Source organism: Mesorhizobium sp. P2_C4 (genome assembly GCF_056404575.1).
In genome coordinates this window covers 438,764-462,594 of sequence record NZ_JBFUDT010000003.1, presented here as the reverse complement: position 1 = coordinate 462,594, position 23,831 = coordinate 438,764, and the positions used below count along the sequence as shown (strand labels likewise).

At 61.9% G+C, this 23,831-nt stretch carries 21 protein-coding genes and 4 tRNA genes; 4 read left to right on the top strand and 21 right to left on the bottom strand.

Translation table 11 applies throughout. From position 1 onward, the window contains the following. Window positions 1-126: 126 nt before the first annotated feature. The 13 genes from rpoB to tuf form a co-directional block, all read right to left on the bottom strand. Window positions 127-4,263: a DNA-directed RNA polymerase subunit beta gene (gene rpoB, locus AC1DX6_RS14780; protein WP_477314502.1), complete on the bottom strand. Its 4,137-nt coding sequence runs from the start codon at window positions 4,261-4,263 to the stop codon at window positions 127-129. Window positions 4,264-4,516: 253 nt separating this feature from the next. Further along, window positions 4,517-4,894: a 50S ribosomal protein L7/L12 gene (gene rplL / locus AC1DX6_RS14775; protein WP_477249876.1), complete on the bottom strand. Its 378-nt coding sequence runs from the start codon at window positions 4,892-4,894 to the stop codon at window positions 4,517-4,519. Window positions 4,895-4,948: 54 nt separating this feature from the next. Continuing rightward, window positions 4,949-5,467 carry a 50S ribosomal protein L10 gene (rplJ, locus tag AC1DX6_RS14770; RefSeq protein WP_023667437.1) on the bottom strand — a complete coding sequence of 173 codons (519 nt, stop codon included), beginning with the start codon at window positions 5,465-5,467 and terminating at the stop codon, window positions 4,949-4,951. A gap of 378 nt (window positions 5,468-5,845) precedes the next feature. Then, window positions 5,846-6,544 (bottom strand): 50S ribosomal protein L1, encoded by a 699-nt coding sequence (gene rplA, locus AC1DX6_RS14765; RefSeq protein ID WP_477314500.1) that lies wholly within the window; start codon window positions 6,542-6,544, stop codon window positions 5,846-5,848. A 4-nt stretch (window positions 6,545-6,548) separates the two neighbouring features. After that, a complete protein-coding gene (rplK, locus tag AC1DX6_RS14760; RefSeq protein WP_006333334.1) occupies window positions 6,549-6,977 on the bottom strand; it encodes a 50S ribosomal protein L11 in 429 nt (142 codons plus the stop codon). 176 nt (window positions 6,978-7,153) lie between these two features. Then, on the bottom strand, window positions 7,154-7,681 hold the full coding sequence (gene nusG / locus AC1DX6_RS14755; protein WP_006333333.1) for a transcription termination/antitermination protein NusG: 528 nt from the start codon (window positions 7,679-7,681) through the stop codon (window positions 7,154-7,156). 26 nt (window positions 7,682-7,707) lie between these two features. Further along, window positions 7,708-7,911, bottom strand: a complete 204-nt coding sequence (gene secE / locus AC1DX6_RS14750; RefSeq protein ID WP_477314498.1) for a preprotein translocase subunit SecE — start codon at window positions 7,909-7,911, stop codon at window positions 7,708-7,710. A gap of 363 nt (window positions 7,912-8,274) precedes the next feature. Then, a tRNA-Trp gene (locus tag AC1DX6_RS14745) sits at window positions 8,275-8,350 on the bottom strand. 35 nt (window positions 8,351-8,385) lie between these two features. Beyond that, a complete protein-coding gene (locus AC1DX6_RS14740; RefSeq protein WP_477314496.1) occupies window positions 8,386-8,895 on the bottom strand; it encodes a metal-dependent hydrolase in 510 nt (169 codons plus the stop codon). A gap of 112 nt (window positions 8,896-9,007) precedes the next feature. Beyond that, on the bottom strand, window positions 9,008-9,493 hold the full coding sequence (locus AC1DX6_RS14735; RefSeq protein ID WP_477314494.1) for a group II truncated hemoglobin: 486 nt from the start codon (window positions 9,491-9,493) through the stop codon (window positions 9,008-9,010). Between the two features lie 91 nt (window positions 9,494-9,584). Then, window positions 9,585-11,282, bottom strand: coding sequence for a COG3904 family protein (locus AC1DX6_RS14730; RefSeq protein ID WP_477314492.1), 1,698 nt, complete (start codon window positions 11,280-11,282; stop codon window positions 9,585-9,587). Window positions 11,283-11,384: 102 nt separating this feature from the next. Next, window positions 11,385-13,154: a COG3904 family protein gene (locus tag AC1DX6_RS14725; protein ID WP_477314490.1), complete on the bottom strand. Its 1,770-nt coding sequence runs from the start codon at window positions 13,152-13,154 to the stop codon at window positions 11,385-11,387. A gap of 160 nt (window positions 13,155-13,314) precedes the next feature. Next, entirely contained in the window at window positions 13,315-14,490 is a 1,176-nt protein-coding gene (gene tuf / locus AC1DX6_RS14720) for an elongation factor Tu (RefSeq protein WP_477314488.1), read from the bottom strand. Window positions 14,491-14,786: 296 nt separating this feature from the next. Here tuf and AC1DX6_RS14715 point away from each other — a divergent pair, with 296 nt between their 5' ends. Beyond that, the gene (locus AC1DX6_RS14715) at window positions 14,787-15,674 is read left to right on the top strand and encodes a DMT family transporter (protein ID WP_477314486.1); all 888 of its coding nucleotides are present in this window, start codon (window positions 14,787-14,789) and stop codon (window positions 15,672-15,674) included. 50 nt (window positions 15,675-15,724) lie between these two features. On the opposite strand, the gene AC1DX6_RS14710 is transcribed toward AC1DX6_RS14715, so the two are convergent. Together AC1DX6_RS14710 and AC1DX6_RS14705 are read right to left on the bottom strand one after the other, a co-directional pair. Then, window positions 15,725-15,798 (bottom strand) — tRNA-Gly (locus tag AC1DX6_RS14710). Between the two features lie 145 nt (window positions 15,799-15,943). After that, a tRNA-Tyr gene (locus AC1DX6_RS14705) sits at window positions 15,944-16,028 on the bottom strand. A 202-nt stretch (window positions 16,029-16,230) separates the two neighbouring features. On the opposite strand from AC1DX6_RS14705, the gene AC1DX6_RS14700 reads away from it, so the two are divergent. After that, window positions 16,231-17,085, top strand: a complete 855-nt coding sequence (locus AC1DX6_RS14700) for a TrmH family RNA methyltransferase (protein WP_477314484.1) — start codon at window positions 16,231-16,233, stop codon at window positions 17,083-17,085. A 125-nt stretch (window positions 17,086-17,210) separates the two neighbouring features. Here AC1DX6_RS14700 and AC1DX6_RS14695 read toward each other — a convergent pair whose 3' ends face one another. The 3 genes from AC1DX6_RS14695 to gcl all read right to left on the bottom strand — a co-directional run bounded on the left by AC1DX6_RS14695 (window position 17,211) and on the right by gcl (window position 20,969). Further along, on the bottom strand, window positions 17,211-18,191 hold the full coding sequence (locus AC1DX6_RS14695) for a 2-hydroxy-3-oxopropionate reductase (RefSeq protein ID WP_477314482.1): 981 nt from the start codon (window positions 18,189-18,191) through the stop codon (window positions 17,211-17,213). Window positions 18,192-18,362: 171 nt separating this feature from the next. Beyond that, on the bottom strand, window positions 18,363-19,160 hold the full coding sequence (gene otnI, locus AC1DX6_RS14690) for a 2-oxo-tetronate isomerase (protein ID WP_477314480.1): 798 nt from the start codon (window positions 19,158-19,160) through the stop codon (window positions 18,363-18,365). A 27-nt stretch (window positions 19,161-19,187) separates the two neighbouring features. Next, window positions 19,188-20,969: a glyoxylate carboligase gene (gcl, locus tag AC1DX6_RS14685; protein ID WP_477314478.1), complete on the bottom strand. Its 1,782-nt coding sequence runs from the start codon at window positions 20,967-20,969 to the stop codon at window positions 19,188-19,190. 211 nt (window positions 20,970-21,180) lie between these two features. On the opposite strand from gcl, the gene bhcR reads away from it, so the two are divergent. Then, window positions 21,181-22,002 (top strand): HTH-type transcriptional regulator BhcR, encoded by an 822-nt coding sequence (gene bhcR / locus AC1DX6_RS14680; protein WP_477314476.1) that lies wholly within the window; start codon window positions 21,181-21,183, stop codon window positions 22,000-22,002. On the opposite strand, the gene AC1DX6_RS14675 is transcribed toward bhcR, so the two are convergent. From AC1DX6_RS14675 to AC1DX6_RS14665, 3 genes are all read right to left on the bottom strand, one after another. Beyond that, complete coding sequence (locus tag AC1DX6_RS14675; protein WP_477314474.1) at window positions 21,999-22,355, bottom strand: hypothetical protein; 357 nt, start codon at window positions 22,353-22,355, stop codon at window positions 21,999-22,001. The two genes, bhcR and AC1DX6_RS14675, sit on opposite strands and share 4 nt — an antisense overlap. 343 nt (window positions 22,356-22,698) lie before the next feature. After that, the gene (locus tag AC1DX6_RS14670; RefSeq protein WP_477314472.1) at window positions 22,699-23,004 is read right to left on the bottom strand and encodes a BA14K family protein; all 306 of its coding nucleotides are present in this window, start codon (window positions 23,002-23,004) and stop codon (window positions 22,699-22,701) included. Window positions 23,005-23,320: 316 nt separating this feature from the next. Continuing rightward, a complete protein-coding gene (locus AC1DX6_RS14665; RefSeq protein ID WP_477314470.1) occupies window positions 23,321-23,488 on the bottom strand; it encodes a hypothetical protein in 168 nt (55 codons plus the stop codon). Between the two features lie 157 nt (window positions 23,489-23,645). Here AC1DX6_RS14665 and AC1DX6_RS14660 point away from each other — a divergent pair. Further along, window positions 23,646-23,721: transfer RNA gene (locus AC1DX6_RS14660), tRNA-Thr, on the top strand. Window positions 23,722-23,831 lie beyond the last annotated feature (110 nt).

The window sequence follows — 23,831 nt, the reverse complement described above, 5'->3', positions numbered from 1 at the left end:
ATCGGGGTCCTCGAAAACCCCTTGCATCTAGCGCGGGCCAAACGCCCGCCGTCTGTATCGGCCACTGGCCGTAGAATTGGTGCATCTGGTCGCGAGAGCCCTCTCCCGCGACCGGATGTCTTGTTTTTACTCGGCTGCGTCGGGCAACCGGACAGGGTTGTCGTCGAGCTTGGTGTTTTCCAGCTCGACGTTGAGGCCGAGCGACCGCATTTCCTTGACCAGCACGTTGAAGCTCTCGGGGATGCCGGCTTCGAACGTGTCGTCGCCGCGCACGATCGCCTCGTAGACCTTGGTGCGGCCGGCGACGTCGTCCGACTTCACCGTCAGCATCTCCTGCAGCGTGTAGGCGGCGCCGTACGCTTCGAGCGCCCAGACCTCCATCTCGCCGAAGCGCTGGCCGCCGAACTGCGCCTTGCCGCCCAGCGGCTGCTGGGTAACGAGCGAGTACGGTCCGATCGAACGCGCGTGGATCTTGTCGTCCACGAGATGGTGAAGCTTGAGCATATAGATGTAGCCCATCGTCACCTTGCGATCGAACGGCTCGCCAGTGCGTCCGTCATAGAGCTGCGACTGGCCGCTGGTGTGCAGGCCCGCCTGCTCCAGCATGATGTTGATGTCGGCTTCGTGAGCGCCGTCGAACACCGGGGTCGCGATGGAAACGCCGCGGCGCATCTGCTCGCTGAGGCGAACGATGCTCTCGTCGTCATAGTCGCGGACCGGCTCGTTGCGGTCGTTGGCCGGGATGAAGCTTTCGAGCGTCTTGCGCAGCGGCTTGATATCGCCGGCTGTCTTGTACGCGTCGATCAGATCACCGATCTTCCTGCCCATGCCAGCGCATGCCCAGCCCAGATGCGTTTCCAGGATCTGGCCGACATTCATGCGGCTCGGCACACCCAGCGGGTTGAGCACGATATCGGCATGCGTGCCGTCCTCGAGGAAAGGCATGTCCTCGACCGGAACGATGCGCGACACGACACCCTTGTTGCCGTGACGGCCGGCCATCTTGTCGCCCGGCTGCATCTTGCGCTTCACAGCCACGAAGACCTTGACCATCTTCATGACGCCCGGAGGCATCTCGTCGCCGCGCTGCACCTTCTCGACCTTATCCATGAAGCGCTGTTCGAGCGCCTTCTTGGAATCGTCGTACTGGCCACGCAGCGCTTCCAGTTCGCTCTGGAGCTTTTCGTTCTCCACTGCAAACTGCCACCACTGCGAACGCGGATAGTCGTCCAGCGTGTCCTTCGACAGCGTCGAGCCCTTCTTGAAGCCCTTCGGTCCGGCAATCGCTTCCTTGCCGACGAGAACGTCGGAAAGGCGCGAATAGACGTTGCGGTCGAGGATCGCCTGCTCGTCGTCGCGGTCCTTGGCGAGGCGTTCGATCTCCTCGCGTTCGATCGCCATGGCGCGCTCGTCCTTCTCGACGCCGTGGCGGTTGAAGACGCGCACTTCGACGACGGTGCCGAAGGTGCCCGGAGGCATGCGCATCGAGGTGTCGCGCACGTCCGAAGCCTTTTCACCGAAGATGGCGCGCAGCAGCTTTTCTTCCGGCGTCATCGGGCTTTCGCCCTTCGGCGTGATCTTGCCGACCAGGATGTCGCCCGGCTGCACTTCCGCGCCGATATAGACGATGCCGGCTTCGTCGAGGTTCTTCAGCGCTTCTTCCGAGACGTTCGGAATGTCACGCGTGATTTCCTCCGGTCCGAGCTTGGTGTCGCGGGCCATGACCTCGAACTCCTCGATGTGGATCGAGGTGAAGACGTCGTCGGCCACGATGCGCTCGGAGAGCAGGATCGAGTCCTCGTAGTTGTAGCCGTTCCACGGCATGAACGCGACCAGCACGTTACGGCCGAGCGCCAGATCGCCGAGCTCGGTCGACGGACCGTCGGCAATGATGTCGCCCTTGTTGACCCGGTCACCCATACGCACCAGCGGACGCTGGTTGATGCAGGTGTTCTGGTTCGAACGCTGGAACTTCATCAGCCGGTAGATATCGACGCCCGACTTGCCGGGATCGAGATCTTCAGTGGCGCGAACGACGATACGCGTGGCGTCCACCTGGTCGACGATGCCGCCGCGGCGGGCGCCGATGGCAGCGCCTGAGTCACGGGCAACGATCGGCTCCATGCCGGTGCCGACGAACGGCGCTTCGGCGCGCACCAGCGGCACGGCCTGACGCTGCATGTTCGAGCCCATCAGCGCGCGGTTGGCGTCGTCGTTCTCGAGGAACGGGATCAACGCCGCGGCCACAGACACCATCTGCTTGGGCGACACGTCCATCAGATCGACGTTTTCGCGCGGCGCCATCATCACTTCGCCGGCACTGCGGCAAATGACGAATTCGTCGACGAAGCCGCCATTCTTGTCGAGCTCGGCATTGGCCTGCGCGACGTGGTGCTTGGCCTCTTCCATCGCCGAGAGATAGACGACGTCATTGGTCAGCTTGCCGTCGACGATCTTGCGATACGGGCTCTCGATGAAGCCGTACTTGTTGACGCGCGCAAAAGTGGCCAGCGAGTTGATCAGACCGATATTCGGGCCTTCCGGCGTCTCGATCGGGCAGATGCGGCCGTAATGCGTCGGGTGCACGTCGCGCACTTCGAAGCCGGCGCGCTCGCGGGTCAGACCGCCCGGTCCAAGTGCCGACAGACGGCGCTTGTGGGTGATCTCCGACAGCGGGTTGGTCTGATCCATGAACTGCGACAGCTGCGAGGAACCGAAGAACTCACGCACGGCGGCAGCCGCAGGCTTGGCGTTGATCAGGTCCTGCGGCATCACCGTGTCGATCTCGATCGAGGACATACGTTCCTTGATCGCGCGCTCCATGCGCAGCAGGCCGACGCGGTACTGGTTTTCCATCAGCTCGCCGACAGAACGCACGCGGCGGTTGCCGAGATTGTCGATGTCGTCGATCTCGCCCTTGCCGTCGCGCAGTTCGACCAGCGTCTTGACCACGGCCAGAATGTCGTCCTTGCGCAGCACGCGCACGGTGTCCTCGGCCTTGAGCTCGAGGCGCATGTTCATCTTGACGCGGCCGACGGCCGACAGATCGTAGCGCTCGCTGTCGAAGAACAGCGAGTTGAACATGGCTTCGGCGGTCTCGAGCGTCGGCGGCTCGCCCGGGCGCATGACACGATAGATGTCGAACAGCGCGTCCTGGCGGCTCTCGTTCTTGTCGACGTTGAGCGTGTTGCGGATATAGGCGCCGACATTGACGTGGTCGATGTCGAGAACCTTGATCTCGTCCTCGCCGGTGCCAAGCAGCACTTTCAGCGTCTTTTCGTCGATCTCGTCGCCGGCTTCGAGGAAAATCTCGCCGGTGCCGTAGTTGACGATGTCCTCGGCCAGATAGTTGCCGAGCAGATCCTCGTCGGTCGCCTTGATCGCCTTGAGACCCTTTTCGCCAAGCGCCCTCGCCTGGCGGGCCGTGATCTTCTTGCCGGCTTCGACAACGACTTCGCCGGTGTCGGCGTCGACCAGGTCGCCGACAGCCTTGAGGCCGCGGAAACGCTCGACGTTGAACGGAATGCGCCAATGGTCGCCGGCGCGCTTGTAGGTGATCTTGTTGTAGAAGGTCGACAGGATCTCCTCGCCGTCCATGCCGAGCGCCATCAGCAGCGACGTCACCGGAATCTTGCGGCGGCGGTCGATACGGGCGTGCACGACGTCCTTCGAGTCGAACTCGATGTCGAGCCACGAGCCGCGATAGGGAATGACGCGCGCGGCAAACAGCAGCTTGCCGGACGAGTGCGACTTGCCCTTGTCATGGTCGAAGAAGACGCCCGGCGAACGGTGCATCTGCGAGACGATGACGCGCTCGGTGCCGTTGACGATGAAGGTGCCGTTCAAGGTCATGAGCGGCATGTCGCCCATGTAGACGTCCTGCTCCTTGATGTCCTTGATCGACTTCGCGCCGGTATCCTCGTCAATATCGAACACGATGAGGCGCAGCGTCACTTTTAGCGGCGCTGCATAAGTCAGGTCGCGCTGACGGCATTCGTCAACGTCGAATTTCGGTCCTTCGAACTCGTACTTCACGAATTCCAGCATCGAGGAGCCGGAAAAATCGGAGATCGGGAAGACCGACTTGAAAACGGCCTGCAGTCCCTCGTCCGGACGCCCACCCTTGGGCTCCGCCACCATCAGGAACTGGTCATAGGATGCCTTCTGAACCTCGATCAGGTTCGGCATCTCCGCAACTTCCGGGATCTTTCCGAAGAACTTGCGTACGCGTCTGCGGCCATTGAAAGTCTGGGTCTGGGCCATCGTCGCTCCTTAGCTCAATTCTCGGGACGAGCCTCGCCGCGGCTCGCCTTGCATTCGAGGCCACCTCGCCGGCGGCCCTCTTGTCTGTTCACCGTCGCCTGTCGGCGGTCGGCCAAAACGGGAGAAAACCCGTTTCCTGAAGGCCGGCTTTCGGCCCTCAGGAAAGAGGTTTTCGTACTCTTCGCGTTACGCAGCCTCTCTTCGCGAAAAGAGAGCGGCGGACGGCGCGAAGCCGCCCGCCGATACCAAACGCTTACTTCAGTTCAACCTTGGCGCCAGCTGCTTCCAGCACGGCCTTAAACTTCTCCGCGTCGGCCTTGGAAACGCCTTCCTTGACCGGCTTCGGAGCCGCCTCGACCAGGTCCTTGGCTTCCTTGAGGCCAAGACCGGTGATGGCGCGGACTTCCTTGATGACGTTGATCTTCTGAGCGCCTGCCTCGGTGAGGACGACGTCGAATTCCGTCTTTTCCTCGGCCGGAGCAGCAGCGGCTGCGCCACCGCCAGCGGCGGCAACAGCCACCGGAGCAGCGGCGGAAACGCCCCACTTTTCTTCCAGAAGCTTCGACAGCTCGGCCGCCTCGAGGACGGTCAGCTTCGAAAGGTCGTCTACGATCTTTGCGAGATCAGCCATTGCAATATTCCTTCATAAGGTTCGAACGTGTGTTTGTGATAGCGAGGAACGGCCTCATGCCGCCTCGTCCTTCCGGGCGTAAGCGCCGATGACGCGCGCGACCGAAGCCGCTGGCGCATTGACGATCTGGGCGATCCGGGTTGCCGGCGTGGCGATCATGCCAACCAGCCTGGCGCGCAGCTCATCGAGCGACGGAAGTGTGGCGAGTGCCTTCACACCGTCGGCGTTGAGCGAGGTTGTGCCCATTGCGCCACCGAGAATGACGAGCTTGTCATTTCCCTTGGCGAAATCGGACGCGACCTTCGGCGCCGCAATCGGATCCTCCGAATAAGCGATCAGCGTCTGTCCCTTGAACAGGTCGATGATCGATGCGGAGTCCGTGCCCTGAAGAGCGATTTTGGCGAGACGGTTCTTCGCGACTTTGACGGTGCCACCGGCAGCGCGCATTTTCGACCGAAGGTCGTTCATTTGCGCGACGGTGATACCGGCGTAGTGGGCCACGACGACTGAACCAGCGCCTGCAAAAGCACCGTTCAGGCCCGTGACGAGTTCGCGTTTTTCCGCTCTGTCCACTGCCTATCTCCAGTTGACCCCTGCCCCAATAAGGGGACAGGCGTCGGGTTGCCTTTTTGCCGGCCGGGCCATCCAGTAACGGATCTCCCGAACGACGCTCGAGGATCCTGCCCCCTTTCGCCACATCGACGGCCAAGCCGACGATGCGCAGACAAAAGGCAAACACGGTTCGAACCTTTCATTGGAGCCAAGTCGCTCCGTTGTCCGGTTTTCACCCGTCTCATGCAGGCCCAATTCAATTAAGGCTTCTGGGCCGCCTGCAATCTCGGACAGGATGTCCGGAAGCCTCTCGACTTCCGGTACCGGGCCGCCGACAAGTCGGAGGCCCGGAATTCACTTGCGGATCAGCGCTTTAGCGGCCGATCCGAATTGTTCTTATCAGGACGCTGCGAGCGTCGAGACGTCGACCTTGAGGCCAGGGCCCATCGTCGAGGTGACCGACACCTTCTTGACGTAATTGCCCTTGGCACCCGCAGGCTTCGCCTTGTTCACCGCGTCGGTGAAGGCGCGGACATTCTCTTCCAGCGCCTTGACGTCGAACGAGACCTTGCCGACGCCGGCATGAACGATACCGGCCTTCTCGACGCGGAACTCGACGGCGCCGCCCTTCGACGCCTTGACGGCGGCGGCGACATCGGTGGTCACCGTGCCGACCTTCGGGTTCGGCATCATGCCACGCGGGCCGAGCACTTTGCCCAGACGGCCGACAAGCGGCATCATGTCCGGCGTGGCGATGCAGCGATCGAAGTCGATCGTGCCCTTCTGGACGATGTCCACCAGGTCCTCGGCACCGACGATATCGGCGCCGGCGGCCCGTGCTTCATCGGCCTTGTCGCCACGAGCGAACACGGCGACGCGAACCGAGCGGCCGGTGCCGTTCGGCAGGTTGACCACGCCGCGGACCATCTGGTCGGCATGGCGCGGGTCGACACCGAGATTCATCGCAACTTCGATGGTCTCGTCGAACTTCACCGACGAACGATCCTTGAGCAGCTTGAGCGCATCACCCAGGGCATAAGCCTTGTTGGGGTCGATGCCGTCGCGGGACTTCGATACACGTTTTGCGAGTTTTGCCATGATCTCAGCCCACCACTTCCAGACCCATCGAGCGGGCGGAGCCCTCGACCATGCGCATGGCCGCTTCGACGTCGTTTGCGTTCAGATCCTTCATCTTCTGCTCGGCGATGGCGCGCACCTTGTCGCGGCCGATCGTGCCGGCCTTGATCTTGCCCGGCTCCTTCGAACCCGACGTCAGATTCGCTGCCTTCTTCAGGAAGTAGCTCACCGGCGGCGTCTTCATGACGAAGGTGAAAGACTTGTCCTGGTAGTAGGTGATGACGACCGGAATCGGCGATCCCTTTTCCATTTCCTGGGTCTGCGCGTTGAACGCCTTGCAGAATTCCATGATGTTGATGCCGCGCTGACCAAGCGCCGGGCCGATAGGCGGCGACGGCGTAGCCGATCCCGCTTTGACCTGGAGCTTGAGCTGGCCTGCAATTTTCTTAGCCATCTCTTTTCCTGCCTTTGTCTCATGCCGGCCCCACTATCGGGGAAACACCGGCGGTTGCAGTCTGGTGGTGCGGTTCCTGCGGCCGGCTAAAGCCGCATTCGCCTCCCACCGTTCTCAAAGCCGCGCGTTTCCGCGCCGCCACCCCTTGCCGGCGAACCGGCGCAGGGATTTTCGGATCAGCCCTTTTCGACCTGCCCGAATTCCAGATCGACCGGCACGGCGCGCCCGAAGATCGAAACTTCCACCTTGAGCCGCGCCCGCTCTTCGTCCACTTCCTGGACGAAGCCGTTGAACGAGGCGAACGGACCATCCGAAACCCGGATCGCCTCGCCGATCTCGAACGTGACCGAGGGCTTGGGCCGCTCGACGCCTTCCTGAACCTGGTTCAGGATGCGCTGGGCCTCGGCCTCGGTGATCGGCACCGGCTTCGAGTCACCCAGAAAGCCGGTGACCTTCGGCGTATTCTTCACCAGCGAGAACACCGCGTCGGTCAAATTGGCCTTCAGCAGCACGTAGCCCGGGAAGAACTTGCGCTCGGCGTCGACCTTGCGGCCGCGACGTATCTCGACGACCTTCTCGGTCGGCACCACGATCTGCTCGATGTCAGCGGACAGGCCCTTCTGCTTGGCCTTGTTCTCGATGTCCTCGGCGACCTTCTTTTCAAAGTTCGAATAGGCGTGGACGATGTACCACCGCGCTGTCATTTCAAGACTTCTCCGTAATCGCCGGACTAATGTCCAAGGCCAAGTAGTTTCTCGACCCCAATGCCCATAAGCACATCGGCGGTGAAGAAAAAGATCATCGCGATGACCGCAAACACAAGGACCATCACCGTCGAGATCACCGTTTCGCGACGCGACGGCCAGGTAACCTTGGCGGTCTCCGCGCGAACCTGCTGGAGAAAAACGAAAGGATTTGTGGTTTTCGAAGCCATATGCCGCTCTGTCTTCAAGACCCGTTGGCCGGGTCTCCTGGATGATCCCGCTGGCCGGGACGTGCCGCCTGGGTTTCACGTTCGCGCCGAATCAGCGCAACCATTTCGCCCATGCAAATCGGACGCGTAAAGCCGGCTTCCCAGCTCCACGCGTCGCGTGTCTGTTTCGTCTACATAAAACCGATTCTTGATCCACGCAAGTGGCAAGTGTCCGCTTTATGACCAAACGCCGCCTCGGAACCATCCAGTCGTCCCGTCCCGGCTATGAAGCCCTTATGCCTCAGTCGAGCTTATATGGCAAGTCACCCGCCGGTTTTCAAACCCCGGCCTGGGAAACTGGTCTCATGTCGCCATTTTGAAAAATGGCACGGGCAGCAGGGCTCGAACCTACGACCTGCGGTTTTGGAGACCGCCGCTCTACCAACTGAGCTATGCCCGTATCGCGGGCTGCTATTTCACAAAGCAGGCGAGAACTCAAGTGTCCTTTTGAGACGCAGCCATCTCGGGCGGCGATCGTCCCGGGGCAAGCCACAACGCCCATGCGCAGATCAGGATTTCGATCACAAAAGTCCAATGGAGAATAAAGCTCAGTACCCAACTGCCATAGGACGCTGGAACGGTCACGAGTTCGAATCGATGACGGGCAAACGGCATTAGCCACAGGATCGGCGATGCCACCGTATCCAGCACCATATGCAGCATGGCACCGGTGAAAAAGACGGCGACGGCCGCCAGATGCGGCCGACCGAACAAGCTGACGACCGACAGGCTCACCATCCCGCTTGCCAGCCAGAACAACGGCCAATGCGTGATGTAGTCGTGGTGGTGCGTGCGTCCGCCATCGACGAAGTGGAAATAGAGCATGTCGACATCGGGAATGACGCTGCCGATCAGCGCGGCAGTCATGATGCCAGGCGTGGCGCGCCGGCGCTTTTGCGCGAACCGTCCCAGAATGTAACCCGACGGCAGATGGGCAATCAGCATCACAAAAAGCCTTGATGGAGCGGACACACCACCGTCCCATTTTTTTGTGGCGCCATCTTTGCCGGAGTTTGCAGGAATTGCGCAGCTAGGCAGCGTGTTGGTGCATGGCTTTCTACGATTTCCCGGCCGGCGGCTTGTACGGCCCGCCCGGCACGCCCCAGCCCCAGGCCGGCATCGGCTCGGTCTCGGGGTCGCAGGTCTCGCCGAGATTGGAGTTCATCTTGGCCAGCCGCGATCCCCATTCGACATAGCCCATGAAGGCGGAGCGGAATTCCGGGTCGTCCGGCAGCCCAACGGCGTCGGCGGCATCGGCGAGCAGGTTGATCCAGCGGCGGCGCTGTTCCTCGCTCAAATGCTTGCCCAGGTGGTGCATCACCATCTCGCGATGACCGCCATGCTTTTCGCTATAGGTCTTCGGCCCGCCGAAAACCTCGCCGATGAAGGCCGCGACATGGGCGGGGTGGTCCGGCGACATGTTCTTGAACACCGGGCCGACGACCGGGTCCTGAAACACCTTGTCGTAGAACGTCCTGGTCAGGCGGTTGAGCGCCTCGGCGCCGCCGGCCCATTCGTAGAGTGTCGGGATATCCTGGCTCATTCTCGATCCTCCGCCGGGCGACGCCTGCCACGACGATAGCTGAGGAATCGAGCATGCCTCAACCTGCCTCGATGGCCAGTTTCTGCGATGCCTACAATTTGGCGGGCGACTCGGCCTTGGCGGTCGGCGGAAGCAAACAGTTGTCGGGCTTGGGTGAGGTTTTGCAAATAGCGGGGCCGGTTAGCGCCTCCACCGACTCCGGCCCGGTCGTCAGCCCGACTTTGAGCATCATGTCGGGCTCGAGCTGACGCTCGACCGAGCCTATCGCGGCGAACAGAGCTGGGTCCATCTCCATCTCCTCCAGGTAGGCTTTAACCAACTGCGTCTGTCCCCTCGAGGACATGCTGAGCCTCGCCTTGGGATCGACCAGCCTTTTGGCGCCGGCGGCAAGCATGAGCGCGCAGGCCGAATCGCACTCCACTCCATAATCGCTAATCAGCCCGACATAGGCACCGTTATCGGCCAAGCAGCCTGCCTCGGGCGGGTCGCAGCCGACGATAGTGGTGCGGCCGACGGCGACGTCGAGCTTCCGTTCATGGATAAGCCTTCCCGCGGCCAGAGCGCTGAACAGGCTGCCCCCCTGTGAGCTGATCACCACCGGCAGCCGCCGGTTGCCAAGGGTGTCGAGCAACTGGCGCAACTTTTGCGGAGTCTGAGGCGTCATCGCGCCTTCCGCCGAGATCCATTCCGGGCAATCGGGATTGCAGAGCGAGTCTCTGCCGCGAACGACAACGAAGCGCATATCTGGCGTCGAATTCCCTGGCGCTGCCTGGAACGGCTTGGGAGCAGGAGCCTTGGCCGGCTGAGAAAGTGGGGGGCCGGTCTTTGCCTTGATCGCAGCCACCACGGCCGGCTTGGCCGCGGGCGTTTGTCCGCCGGCTGGCTTCGCCGGCATTTCCCGGCAATTCGGTGCCAACTTATCGCGCATGCACAGGCTTGCGCTGGTAAACAGCTCTACGGTGTCCGTGCTGGTGGCTAATTTCATCGTCAGCATATCGTGGAGGGTGATTTGCCGGATATCGCTGGCCGGCGTCGCCTTCATCAAGTCCAGCACGCCCTGTCCGACACCCATCTCCCTGAGATAGGCCGAGAGCTTCCTCGCGAAAGCCTTGCTCATTTCATAGGTCTTGTAACTCTCGCCCTCGGTGACGGTTTCAGTGGTGATCTGGTATCGTTTGCCCCGTATGGTCCGATAGGTGGTTCGATAGTGCCGTGTGCTGGGGAAAAAGGTGGTGGTGATCTGATGGACACCCAGATAGGCCCAGCCACCGGCCACGCGGCGGACGCCCCCAGCAAACATCAGCGGACAGGCGGAGTTGCACATGGCGCCGCCATCAGACGCAACGCCGAAATAGGCGGTACCCTTGCCGTAACTGGCTCCACACCCCTCCGTCCCGGGCCAACAATCGGAAAACTCGGTCTTGCCGATTGCGATATCGAGCTTGTTTTTACGAATTATCCGGCCGAGCTGGAGCGCAGCGTCGACACTGCCGCCCGGGGAACTGACGATGATCGGCAGTTTGCGGCTGCCAAGCTTCTTTAAGGTAAGTTTGAGCAGAGCTGGCGTGCCGGCTGCGATGGCGCCTTCAGCCGATATCCATTCTGGACAGTTGGGCTCGCAGCCGCCTGCGCTGCTGCGCGCGATGACAAACCTCATCTCCGACAAATCATCCGAGAATATCGTCGGAGCGGTCCAAAGGACCGGATCTTCCCACTTCGGCGCAAGCGCCGGATTTTCCCATTTCCAAAGGACATCATCCGCTCTTGCCGCGAAGGCAACCATCACCATCACAAGCACCAGCACCGGCCGAACCAGCCCGCGCCACCACCTTGCCGTACTGTCTGAACCGCGCCCCGAAACCACGCTTGGCAAAAGCCCCCTCTATGCGACCTATGATAGTTGCGGCAACGACGCTTGCAATGGCCTCGAAACAACCGCGCGAGACTTATTGTGCACAGCGCAAGTACATGGCTGAACCTGCCTCGATGGCCAGCGATGCCTACAGTTTGGCGGGCGCCTCGGCCTGGGCGCTCGGCGCCGGCAGCACGCGGCAATTCTCGGGCCTCGGCGTCGATTTGCAAATGGTGGCACGGTTTGACGCCCCGTCGTCAGTCCGACTTTCAGCATCATGTCGGGCTCGAGCTGGCGATCGCTTGAGCCCGACTGCATTGCCACAAACAGGGCGGGACCGACCGCCATGTCTTCGAGATAGGTCCTGACCTTCTGCTCAAGCCCTAGCGAGTGCACGCTCAAGCGTGCTTGCGGGCCGACAAGACGCCTCACACCGCCGGCAAGCACCATCGCACAGGCCGAGTCGCATGCGCCCACCGCATCATTGGTCAGCCCGACATAGACGCCGCCCTCGGCCTTGCAATTCGCCTCCTCCGGCACGCATTCGACGAAGTCCGTCCCTGCAACCGCCACGTCGAGCTTGCGTTCGCGGATCAGCCGGCCAGTGGCCAGAGCGCCGAGCACATCGCCTCCCGGCGAACTGATCACCACGGGCAACCGCCGGTCTCCGACGGTGTCGAGCAGTTGGCGCAATCTCTCCGGCGTCCCGAGCGTAATCGTGCCTTCCGCCGAGATCCATTCCGGACAATCGGGATCGCACAGGAAGCTTCTGCCTCGAACCAGAGCGAAGCGCATATCGCCGCCACCACTCTCCTGCTTCACGGTTTCGGGTTCGACAGGTGTTACAGGATTGACTCTGGCTTCGGTGGTCACAGCATTGGCCGGCTGCTTGGTTTTCTTGCCCGGCGGCGTTACGTCCCTGCAATTCGTGGGCAGCGGATTGGCGTTGCAGATGCTTCCAGCGGTCAGCAGGTCGAGGGAATCCAGGCTGGTAACGAGCTTCATCTGAAGCATGTCTTGCGACTCAAGTTGCTGAATGTCGCTGGCAGCCGTTTCCTTCATCGCTTCGAGCACGCCCTGGCCGACGCCCATCTCATTGAGATAGGCCGCCAGCCTTTTCTCCACAGCCTTGCTCATCTCGTAGGTCTTGTAGCTGCCGGCGTTTTTTCGGCTGATGATTTTTGTGTTGAGGATCTTCTTCTTGCCGCCCACCACACGATAGGTGGTCCGGTATTGCAGCTTCGTTCGGATATAGGTCGTGGTGATCTGATGGACGCCGAGAAAGGCCCATTCACCGACCACGCGCCGGATGCCGCCAGCAAACATCAACGGACAGGCCGAATTACAGATGGCGCTGCTGGCAAAGGGATTGCCGAAATAACGAGCGCCTTTACCCTCATTGTCCCTGCAGTCCTTCTCATCGGGCTGACAGCCGATGAACCAGGTCTTGCCGACGGCGATATCGAGCTTGTTCTTGCGGATCAGCCGGCCAAGCGCGAGAGCCGCTTCGACGTTGCCGCCGGGCGAATCCACGACGATGGGCAATTTCCGGCCGCCAAGTGCCTTGAGCGTGCGTTTGAAAAGCGCCGGCGTCCCGGCTTCTATCGAGCCTTCGGCCGATATCCACTCCGGGCAGATCGGCTCGCAGCCCGGCGCATAGCTGCGAACGACGACAAACCGCATGGTCGGCCCAAGGTCCGGGGCCGCATCCGCAGCAACAGCTATGGTGCCCGTGGCAAGCAAAGCCAGCAGCCAGACCAGCGCTGGCAGCCACCATGCCCGACCAAGCCAACGGTGCCGTGCAACCATTTGAACAAGCCCCCTCGATGCAACCTATACTAGTTGAGGTCTGGGGGCTTGCAACAGGGTTCGCGCTCGATGCTGACGCGCTATGGCGTTGGGCGAAAAAGCAAAAAGGGCGGCCCGAAGACCGCCCTTTCCTTGTCGATCCGGCGGAGGCCGGGCTCGATTACTCTTTGATGGTGACGACGATGCCGGCACCGACGGTGCGGCCGCCTTCACGGATGGCGAAGCGCAGCTTCTCTTCCATGGCGATCGGCACGATCAGCTCGACATCGACCGTGATGTTGTCGCCCGGCATCACCATCTCGGTGCCTTCCGGCAGTGACACGATGCCGGTCACGTCCGTCGTGCGGAAATAGAACTGCGGACGGTAGTTGGTGAAGAACGGCGTGTGACGGCCACCTTCGTCCTTGGTCAGGATGTAGGCTTCGGCCACGAACTTCTTGTGCGGCTTCACCGTACCCGGCTTGGCCAGAACCTGGCCGCGCTCGACACCTTCACGATCAACGCCACGCAGCAGCGCGCCGATGTTGTCGCCAGCCTGGCCCTGATCGAGCAGCTTGCGGAACATTTCCACGCCCGTGCAGGTCGTCTTGGTCGTCGGACGGATGCCGATGATCTCGAGTTCCTCGCCGACCTTGACGATGCCGCGCTCGACGCGGCCGGTGACGACCGTGCCACGGCCCGAGATCGAGAACACGTCTTCGAGCGGCATCAGGAACGGCTTGTCAAGCGGACGAACCGGGGTCGGGATGTAGGCATCAACCGCCGCCATCAGCTCGCGGATCGCGTCCTCGCCGATCGTCTTGTTCGAATCTTCAAGAGCGGCCAGCGCCGAACCCTTGACGATCGGAATGTCGTCGCCGGGGAATTCGTTCTTCGACAGAAGCTCGCGAACCTCGAGCTCGACCAGTTCGAGCAGCTCGGCGTCGTCGACCTGGTCGACCTTGTTCAAGAACACCACGATCGACGGCACGCCGACCTGACGGGCAAGCAGGATGTGCTCGCGGGTCTGCGGCATCGGGCCGTCGGCGGCCGAAACCACCAGGATCGCGCCGTCCATCTGCGCCGCACCGGTGATCATGTTCTTCACATAGTCGGCGTGGCCGGGGCAGTCGACATGGGCGTAGTGGCGGGCAGCCGTCTCGTATTCGACGTGCGCCGTCGAGATGGTGATGCCGCGGGCCTTCTCTTCCGGCGCCGCATCGATCTGGTCGTAGCGCTTGTATTCGCCAAAATACTTGGTGATCGCCGCCGTCAGCGACGTCTTGCCATGATCGACGTGGCCAATCGTGCCAATGTTCACATGAGGCTTGTTACGCTCGAATTTACCTTTTGCCATAGTCTCTTTCCTTGGACGGCCTGGACCTTCAGTTCAGTCGAATGCGGGGCGATTAGCGACTACGGCTGAAAAACACAAGTGCCTTGTGGCCGGGAGTGCGCGCACTCGGTCCGAACCGATGATCCGATTTCGGGGATGTGACGCGGATATAGGAACGCGCGACAGAAAATGAAATGGCGAAGGCTCGCCTCAGTGATTGTCGGCATGTCGCCGGTCGCCCCCTGCCTGTCCCTGCCGGATTTGCCGGCGGCGGCTGGCCCATTGCCGCCGCGGTGCCAGTCTGATTTGCTCATCCCATGCATTTCATCCCGATCACCATCCGCGGCCCGCTGTTCATGATCGTTTCAACGGGGTCATACCTCGTCAACGACACCATGATGAAGCTCGCGACGACAGGGCTGCCACCTTATGAAGTGCTGTTTCTGCGCGGGGTGGCCGCCTCGCTCTGGGGCTTCCCCTTGTTGTTCCTGCTCGGCTACGCCAGGCAGGTTCCGCTGATCCTCGACAGGCGGGTGTTGCGGAGAAACCTGCTCGAGCTGGCGGCGATCCTTTGCTACGTGGTGGCGTTGGCCAACATGCAGATCGCCGATTCCACCGCGCTCGGGCAGATCACCCCTCTGCTGATGCTGGTCGGCTCCTCGATCCTGTTTGGCGAACGGATCGGCGGCGTGCGCATGGCGTTGATCGGGCTCGGCTTCATCGGCGCACTGATGGTGGCACAACCGACGATGCAAGGCATTTCCGTCTATGCCTTGCTGGCGCTCGGCAACGCCGCACTTTCCGCCGCGCGCGATCTGGCCGGGCGTAGGGTCGCGGCCGAAGTGCCCGGCATGATCGTCGCCATTTCCGCGGTCGTGGTGGTGCTGGCCGGCGCCGGCATTGCGCATCTGGTTTCCGAGCAATGGGTGATGCCGGAAACCCGTCACCTGCTGCTGATAGGCGGTGCCGGACTGTTCCTGATCTTCGGCCACTTCTTCATCTTCATGGCCTATCGTGTCGGGCCAACCAGCCTGGTGGCGCCGTTCTACTACTGCTTCACGGTCTGGGCCGTCATTTCAGGCCTGGTTGTGTTCGGGCAGTTCCCCAATGCGCTGGCCGTATGCGGCATTCTGCTGGTGGTGGCCAGCGGGCTAACCATCGTGTCGCTGGACGAGCGCAGGCGCCGGCTGACGGTCGTCGCGTAGCCGCTACAGGCAGGCCGGTATCGAAACGGAGATATTCGCGGAGATTTGACTGGAGCGGGTAGCGGGAATCGAACCCGCATATTCAGCTTGGAAGGCTGCTGCTCTACCACTGAGCTATACCCGCGCCTTTCAGTGAAGTATCGGATTCACCCGAAAACCGCCATGCATTTTTCGGTTCGATGCTTGTTAGTTAAGCATCGGAGTCGCCCGAAAACCGTTATCCACGTTTCGGTCCGATGCTTTGCGTTTCAGGGCTTCCGGGCCGGCAGTGGTGGAGAGGGTTGGATTTGAACCAACGTAGGCATAGCCAACGGATTTACAGTCCGTCCCCTTTAACCACTCGGGCACCTCTCCAGTCTGCCGCCGGAGCCATGCAACAAGGCATCGACGCGTCGGGGCCGCCTCAACAGCCCGTCCGCGAAGCGCCTTATGGCGGCACCGCCCAAAACTGTCAACCGCAACAACCAGGCAAAACGCCCTGAATTTCACATGCCGGGCAGCGGGCAGCTTTCAGGGCTGTATCCATGACCGGACGACACGTCTATAGAAGCCGGCCATGAGCAACGACAACAGTTCCAAGACCCCGAAAGACACCCACTACGCCAAGCTGCGCCGTGCGCACCGCGACGAGAAGGCTGGCGGTGCGCCTGCCTTCCGGCCGCGCCAGCCAGTGCCGCCCGGCGAGCACGCTGCGGACGGTCTGGTGCGGCTTTACGGCTTGCACACGGTGCGTGCCGCGCTCGACAACCCGCGCCGGCGGATCAAAAGAATGCTGGTGACCCGCAACGCGACCGAGCGTCTGGAAATAGCCGACCTCGCCGCCTTGCCCTTCAAGACCGAACTGGTCGAGCCCAGGGACATCGACAAGATCACCGGCTCCGACGCCGTCCATCAGGGCGTGCTGATCGAGGCCGAGCCGCTGAAACCGAAGCGCCTCGATGCGCTGGGCGATGCAAGACTGGTGCTGGTGCTCGACCAGGTCACCGACCCGCACAATGTCGGCGCCATCCTGCGCTCTGCTGTCGCCTTCGGCGCCGGCGCGCTGATCACTACCGCGCGCCACAGCCCGCAGGAATCCGGCGTGCTGGCGAAATCGGCATCGGGTGCGCTGGAGCATATCGACCAGATCGAGGTGAAGAACCTGGCCGACGCGCTCGGCCAGTTGCACGAGGCCGGATTCCAAACCATCGGGCTCGATTCGGACGGACCGGCGGAACTGGAAAAGAGCTTTTCGGGCGACAAGATCGCGCTGGTGCTCGGCGCCGAAGGCAAGGGCCTGCGCCAGAAGACGCGCGAGACGGTCACAGCGCTCGCCCGCCTCGACATGCCCGGCGCCATCCGTTCGCTCAACGTGTCGAACGCAGCGGCGGTGAGCCTTTATGCGGCACAGGCATTTTTGAAGCGCGGCTGATCCCGCAGCGGCCGTTCGCTTCCCGAGAAGCAAGACGAGAAACGGGCTCCGGCATCAACGCAGGAACCCGTTCTCCGAAAGGAAAGAGCAGGCGGCTTTGGAACGTTGCGCCGCCCTCTCCTGACCTACGCTGCTTTGCCTTTGGTTTTGGCCGCGTTGCCGCCGACCTCGAAATTGGCCATCCGCTCCAGCGCGCGAACCAGCGCCGAGTGATCCTCCTTGGCGCCGCCATTGGCCGCGCAGGAGTTGAACAATTGCTGCGTCGTAGACGTGTTGGGCAGCGACACGCCGAGCGCCTTGGCGCCTTCCAGCGCCAGGTTAAGATCCTTCTGGTGCAGTTCGATGCGGAAGCCCGGCGCAAAGGTGCGCTTGACCATGCGCTCGCCATGCACTTCGAGGATGCGCGACGCCGCCAGCCCGCCCATCAGCGCCTGCCGCACCTTGGCCGGGTCGGCACCGGCTTTCGAAGCAAAAACAAGCGCTTCGGCGACCGCCTCAATGGTCAGCGCGACGACGATCTGGTTGGCGACCTTGGTGGTCTGGCCGACACCATTGGGGCCAACGAGCGTGATGTTCTTGCCCATCTTCTCGAACACAGGTCTCGCGCGCTCAAAGGCCTTGTCCTCGCCGCCGACCATGATGGTCAGCGACGCCGCCTTGGCGCCGACCTCGCCGCCGGACACCGGCGCGTCGAGATAGTCGCAGCCGAGATCGTTGACCTTCTTGGCGAAAACCTTGGTTTCGATCGGCGAGATCGAGCTCATGTCGATGACAAGCTTGCCCTTCGACAGCCCTGACGCGACGCTGTTGTCACCGAACAGAACATCGGCCACCTGCGGCGTATCGGGCACCATGGTGATGATGATGTCGGCAGCCTTCGCCACGGCGGCATGGCCGGTGACGGTCTTAAGGCCCTTGGCGACGAGATCGGCTGAGGGTTTGCTGCGATGGTCGCTGGTGACGACCTTGTAGCCGGCGTCCAAGAGATGTCCCGCCATCGGCGCGCCCATGATGCCGAGGCCGATAAAGCCGATGGTGTCCATTGTTGTTCTCCGTCTTTTGTTAGGGCCGCGTTCTGTCGCGCCCCCCTCTGTCCTGCCGGACATCTCCCCCATCGAGGGGGGAGATTGGATGTCACCGATGCCTTCGCCAAGTTTCGAAGTCAGAAAGGTGCAAGCCGGCGCCAATGCTGCCGATCTCCCCACCTGTGGGGGAGATGGCCGGCAGGCCAGAGGGGGGCGCGAAGGAACTCGAACTCAGTAGTTTACGCCCGGCAGCTACGCTGCCGCACTGCCCTGCCCGGCGAGCTCCTTGAACCACCCGAGACCTGACTCCGTCCCCGCCTTCGGCTTGTACTCCGCCCCGATCCATCCGGCATAACCGAGGCGGTCGATGTGCTCGTAGAGGAAGGGATAATTGATCTCGCCCGTCCCCGGCTCGTGACGGCCGGGATTGTCCGCAAGCTGGATATGCGCGATGCGGCCGAGGTTTGCCTCGATGGTACGGGCGAGATCCCCCTCCATGATCTGCATGTGATAAATGTCGTATTGCAGGAACAGGTTTTTCGAGCCGATGCGGTCGATCAGCGCCAGCGCCTGGTCCGAGTAGTTGAGAAAGAAGCCCGGAATATCGCGCGTGTTGATCGGCTCGATCAGGAGGCGAATACCGGCCTGCTCCAGCTTCTCCGCCGCGAAAGCCAGGTTTTCGGCAAAGACGTTCTCCAGCACCGTGCGATCGGCGCCTTGCGGCGCGATGCCGGCGAGGCAGTTGACCTGCTCGCAGCCCAGCGCATGCGCATAGGTGATCGCCTTGGCCACGCCTTGCCGAAATTCCGGGACCCGCTCCGGCAGCACGGCAATGCCGCGCTCGCCCTTGCCCCAGTCGCCGGCCGGCAGGTTGAACAGCACCTGTGTCAGGCCGTTCTTCTTCAGTCTGGCAGCCACCACATCGGGCGCATGGTCGTAAGGGCCGATATACTCGACCCCCTTGAAGCCAGCGCGGGCGGCGGCATCAAAGCGGTCGAGAAAGTCATGCTCGCCAAAGAGCATCGAAAGATTGGCTGAAAAACGCGGCATTCTTTTTCTCCTTCTTCTCCGCCGGGCTCAATCCAAGAGAACGATCGCAGTCGGGGCGTCTTCATTGTGTTCGGCAAGCTCCTCGAATTCGGTGATCTTGTCGATCTCGGTGCCCATCGAGATGTTGGTGACCCGCTCGAGGATGAATTCGAGCACCACCGGAACCTGGTGTTCCTTCATCAGCCGCTGCGCCTCCTTGAAGGCGCCGGCGAATTCCTCGGGTTTGCGCACCCTCACCGCCTTGCAGCCCATGGCTTCGGCGACAGCAACGTGGTCGACGCCATAGCCGGCCTCGGGTTCGTTTGCGCAATTGACATTCTCGAAGGCCAGGCTGACCTCGAAATCCATGGCAAAGCCGCGCTGCGCCTGGCGGATCAGGCCGAGATAGGCGTTGTTCACGACGACATGGATGTAGGGCAATTTGTGCTGCGCCCCGGCCGCCAGTTCCTCGATCATGAACTGGAAATCATAATCGCCCGAAAGCGCCACGATGGTGCGGTTCGGGTCGGCGGCGCGAACGCCAAGTGCCGCCGGCAGCGTCCAGCCGAGCGGGCCGGCCTGGCCGCAATTGATCCAGTTGCGCGGCTTGTAGACATGCAGGAACTGGGCGCCAGCGATCTGCGACAGCCCGATCGTGGTGACATAGGTGGTGTCGCGGCCAAACGCCTTGTTCATCTCCTCATAGACGCGCTGCGGCTTCAGCGGCACCTGGTCGAAGTGCGTCTTGCGCTTCATCGTCTTCTTGCGGGCCTGGCATTCCTTGGCCCAGCCCGACCAGTCGCGCAGCTTTCCCGCCGTCTTCCATTCGGTGGCGACGTCGAGCAGGATTTTCAGCGCAGCACCCGCATCCGAGACGACGCCGAGATCAGGCGCGAAGACACGGCCAATTTGAGTTGGCTCGATATCGACATGGATGAACTTCTTGCCCTTGGTGTAGACATCGACCGAGCCGGTGTGACGGTTGGCCCAGCGGTTGCCGATGCCGAAGACGAAGTCGGCTTCGAGCATGGTCGCATTGCCGTAGCGGTGCGACGTCTGCAGCCCGCACATGCCGGCCATCAGCCGGTGGTCGTCGGGGATCGCACCCCAACCCATCAACGTTGGGATGACGGGAACGCCAGTGATTTCGGCGAATTCGATGAGCAGATCAGAGGCATCGGCATTGATGATGCCGCCGCCGGCGACAATCAGCGGCTTATCGGCCGCGTTGAGCATCGCCAAAGCCTTCTCGGCCTGGCCGCGCGTCATCGCCGGCTTGAACGGCACCATCGGCTCATAGGCATCGATATCGAACTCGATCTCGGCCAGTTGCACGTCGACCGGCAGGTCGATCAGGACCGGACCCGGCCGCGACGAGCGCATCAGATGAAACGCCTTCTGCAGCGCCATCGGCACCAGATAGGGCTCCATGACGGTGACCGCCCATTTGGCGACCGGTGCGGCAATCGCGGCGATGTCGACGGCCTGGAAATCTTCCTTGTTCAGCCGAGCGCGCGGCGCCTGGCCGGTGATGCACAGAATCGGGATGGAGTCGGCAGCCGCCGAATAGAGCCCGGTGATCATGTCGGTGCCGGCCGGGCCCGACGTGCCGATGCAAAGGCCAATATTGCCTGCCTTGGCGCGCGTATAGCCTTCGGCCATATGCGAGGCCGCCTCGACATGGCGGGCAAGGATGTGGCGAACCGTGCCCCTCGCCTTCAGCGCCGAGTAAAAGGGATTGATCGCCGCACCCGGCACGCCGAAGGCGCAGGAAATGCCTTCCTTTTCGAGAACGAGAACCGCTGCATCGACCGCGCGCATCCTGGCCATTTCAAGCCTCCACCGGAATTGTCATTGTTGGATGTCGCGATAATGCTCGCGTCCGTGCTATTTTTCAATTTTTTCAGAATATTTTTTCATTTATAGAAAACGGCCACTACGCAATGATTTCATTGATGTTTCCGTTTTCCATGATTTGGCCGCCCAAACTCGTGAAAAACTTTTTCATTGCTCATTTGGGAAAATCTGGAAGAATGGCGCTATGGAAACGACCGAAAAACGCCAGCGCGGCCGGCCGCGCTCCTTCAACGGCCCGTCCGAGGCCGCTTCGGTGCAGTCACTGGACCGGGCGCTGCGCATCCTGGCCCTTGTTGCAGAAGGCAGCGGCCTGTCGCTGAGCGAGATATCAGCGCAGAGCGGCCTTGCCGCCTCCACCGCCTACCGCATGCTGACGACGCTGCAAAACCACGGCATGGTCGAGTTCGATACGAGCGACCAGCTTTGGTCGATCGGCGTCGAGACCTATCGCATGGGCGCCGCCTTCCTGCGCCGCCGCAAGCTGGTCGACCGCGCCCGCATCGTCATGCAGGAACTGATGGAAAAGACCGGCGAAACCGCCAATCTCGGCGTCGCCGAGGATGATTGTGTCGTCTTCGTCAGCCAGGTCGAGACCCATCAGGCGATCCGCGCCTTCTTCCGGCCAGGCACGCGCAGCCCGTTTCATGCCTCCGGCATCGGCAAGGCGGTGCTGGCACATCTCGAACCGGAGCGTGTCGGCGCCATCCTGCGCAAGGCCGGGCTGGAGCGCTTCACCGGCAACACGCTGTCCGACATTTCGGCGCTGGCCCACGATCTAGTGGCGATCAAGCAGCGCGGCTGGTCGGTCGACGACGAGGAACGGCATCCCGGCATGCGCTGCGTCGCCGCTGCCATCTTCAACGAGTTCGGCGAACCGATCGGCGGCGTTTCCGTGTCCGGCCCGACCGTGCGGGTGACGCCGGAGCGGCTGTCCGAGATCGGCCCGCTGGTGCACGACGCGGCGGCGGCGGTGACCAAAATGATCGGCGGCGTCAGGCTGACCTAGCCAACAGGCAGCGCGCTCCCCGCCGAGACCTCGAAGACATCGAGCAGGATCGCCAGCCCGACGCCGCAGGCGGTCAGAATGATGCCGGCCATAAAGATGCGGTTGGCGCGCTCGTAGATCTTCCGGCGCAGCGACTCCACGTCGAGCAACAGCGACAGCGCCCGCATCTGCAGGGCGATGCCGACCAGGATCGGCACCACGGCAAGCAGATGATGGAGTTTCCAGGGTATCGGATTGGCCGCCCAATGCGTGACAAAACCCAGCGAGAACGCCAGCAGGATGCCGACGGTGGTGATCGTGCCGTTGCGGAAAACCGGCTCGATCAGCTTTTCCCCAGGATCGTGCTCGTCCAAGCGCCCCTCCTCTGCTGGCATCGGATGATCAGATTAGGGACTTTGGAAATCGCTGTACACCGCTAGACAATCGCTTGAGGTTCGCGCCGCCCCTCATTGCCCTGCCGGGCATTTCTCCCCGTAGAATGGGGCGAAAACCGCGGTCTCGGAGCCGAGGCTGGTGATTGGCGAAAGGGTCGACGAAAGCGTCCTTCTCCCCGTTCACGGGGAGAAGATGCCGGCAGGCAGATGAGGGGCAGCGCCGACATCGACAGCCGATCGATTCAAATGCGACGCAAACCACCTCACACAACGAAAAAGGGGCTGTGGGAGCCCCTTCTTCCTGTCTGAAACGGTCCTCCTCTCAGAGCCGGCAATAGTGGCGATAGCCGTCGTAGCCGACATAGGTATCCGAGTCCGGATCGTAGCTGGCGTAGCGGTTGAAGCAGCGGCGGACGTGGTATGAGCCGCCGTCTTCTTCGACATAGACGGTGCGCGGCTGCTGGGCGAGCAGGCTGCCCAGGACGAAACCGCCAACGCCGGCGGCGATGCCGATGCCGATTTCGCGGTTGTGATGGTTGTGGGCGGCCGAAGGCTGCACGGTGCCGACCAGCGAGGTGGCGGCAACAGTGGTGGCGATAAGGCCAGAAACGAGTGTGCGCTTGAACATGATGATCTCCTTGCTTCGTTGAGAGAGGCGATCCATCCGCCTCTTGACCATCAGTCGTTGCGGCGAAGAAAAAGGTTCGAAGGATTTTTCGATTCTTTTTCGAGGGCTGGAAATCCACAGGTCGGAAGGCCGTGATCGGATCGATCGGCGGCCTCCGGCGCTCAACGCAAAAGGGCGGCCGAAGCCGCCTTTTTTTGCGGATTCAGTCGCGGGCGGCGAAAGTTCGAAGGTTTTGTGAGTGAATAGTGAGTAGTCAACAGTGAGTAGGGGAGCTCGAACGCTGGCCGGAAGCTTGCCTACTCCCTACTCACTCCCTTTACCCCATCCCCGTGACATGGCGCAGCCAGAACGCCAGCGCGATGAAGCCAATGATGGTGGTCACCCCGGTCCAGTCGACATTGGCGCTCCTCACATCCTTGATGAGCTTCACCAGGAGCAGCCAGGCCACGATGACGAGCGGCAGAATGATGACAAGTCTGATCATGCGACACCCCCGTTGAGGCGATTGCACCTTCAGATCATATAGGAAGCGATTTGGCCGTTTTCAGGATGGCCACGCCGGCGCCCCGGCGCGCCCGCCGCCAACTGAAAACGGAGTTTTGTCTTTACTGGCGCAACAAATATGCTAACCGGAGCGCCGTGCCCTTGTAGCTCAGCTGGTAGAGCAGCGGTTTTGTAAACCGAAGGTCGGCGGTTCGATTCCGTCCGGGGGCACCAGTTTCCCGCCGGAACACTCCATACCCGTTGGCGGATCATCAAACCACTCCGGTTCCATCGGCTCGATGAACTTCAGCCGCTCGCTGGCGTTACGCATTGCGCTCGCTACT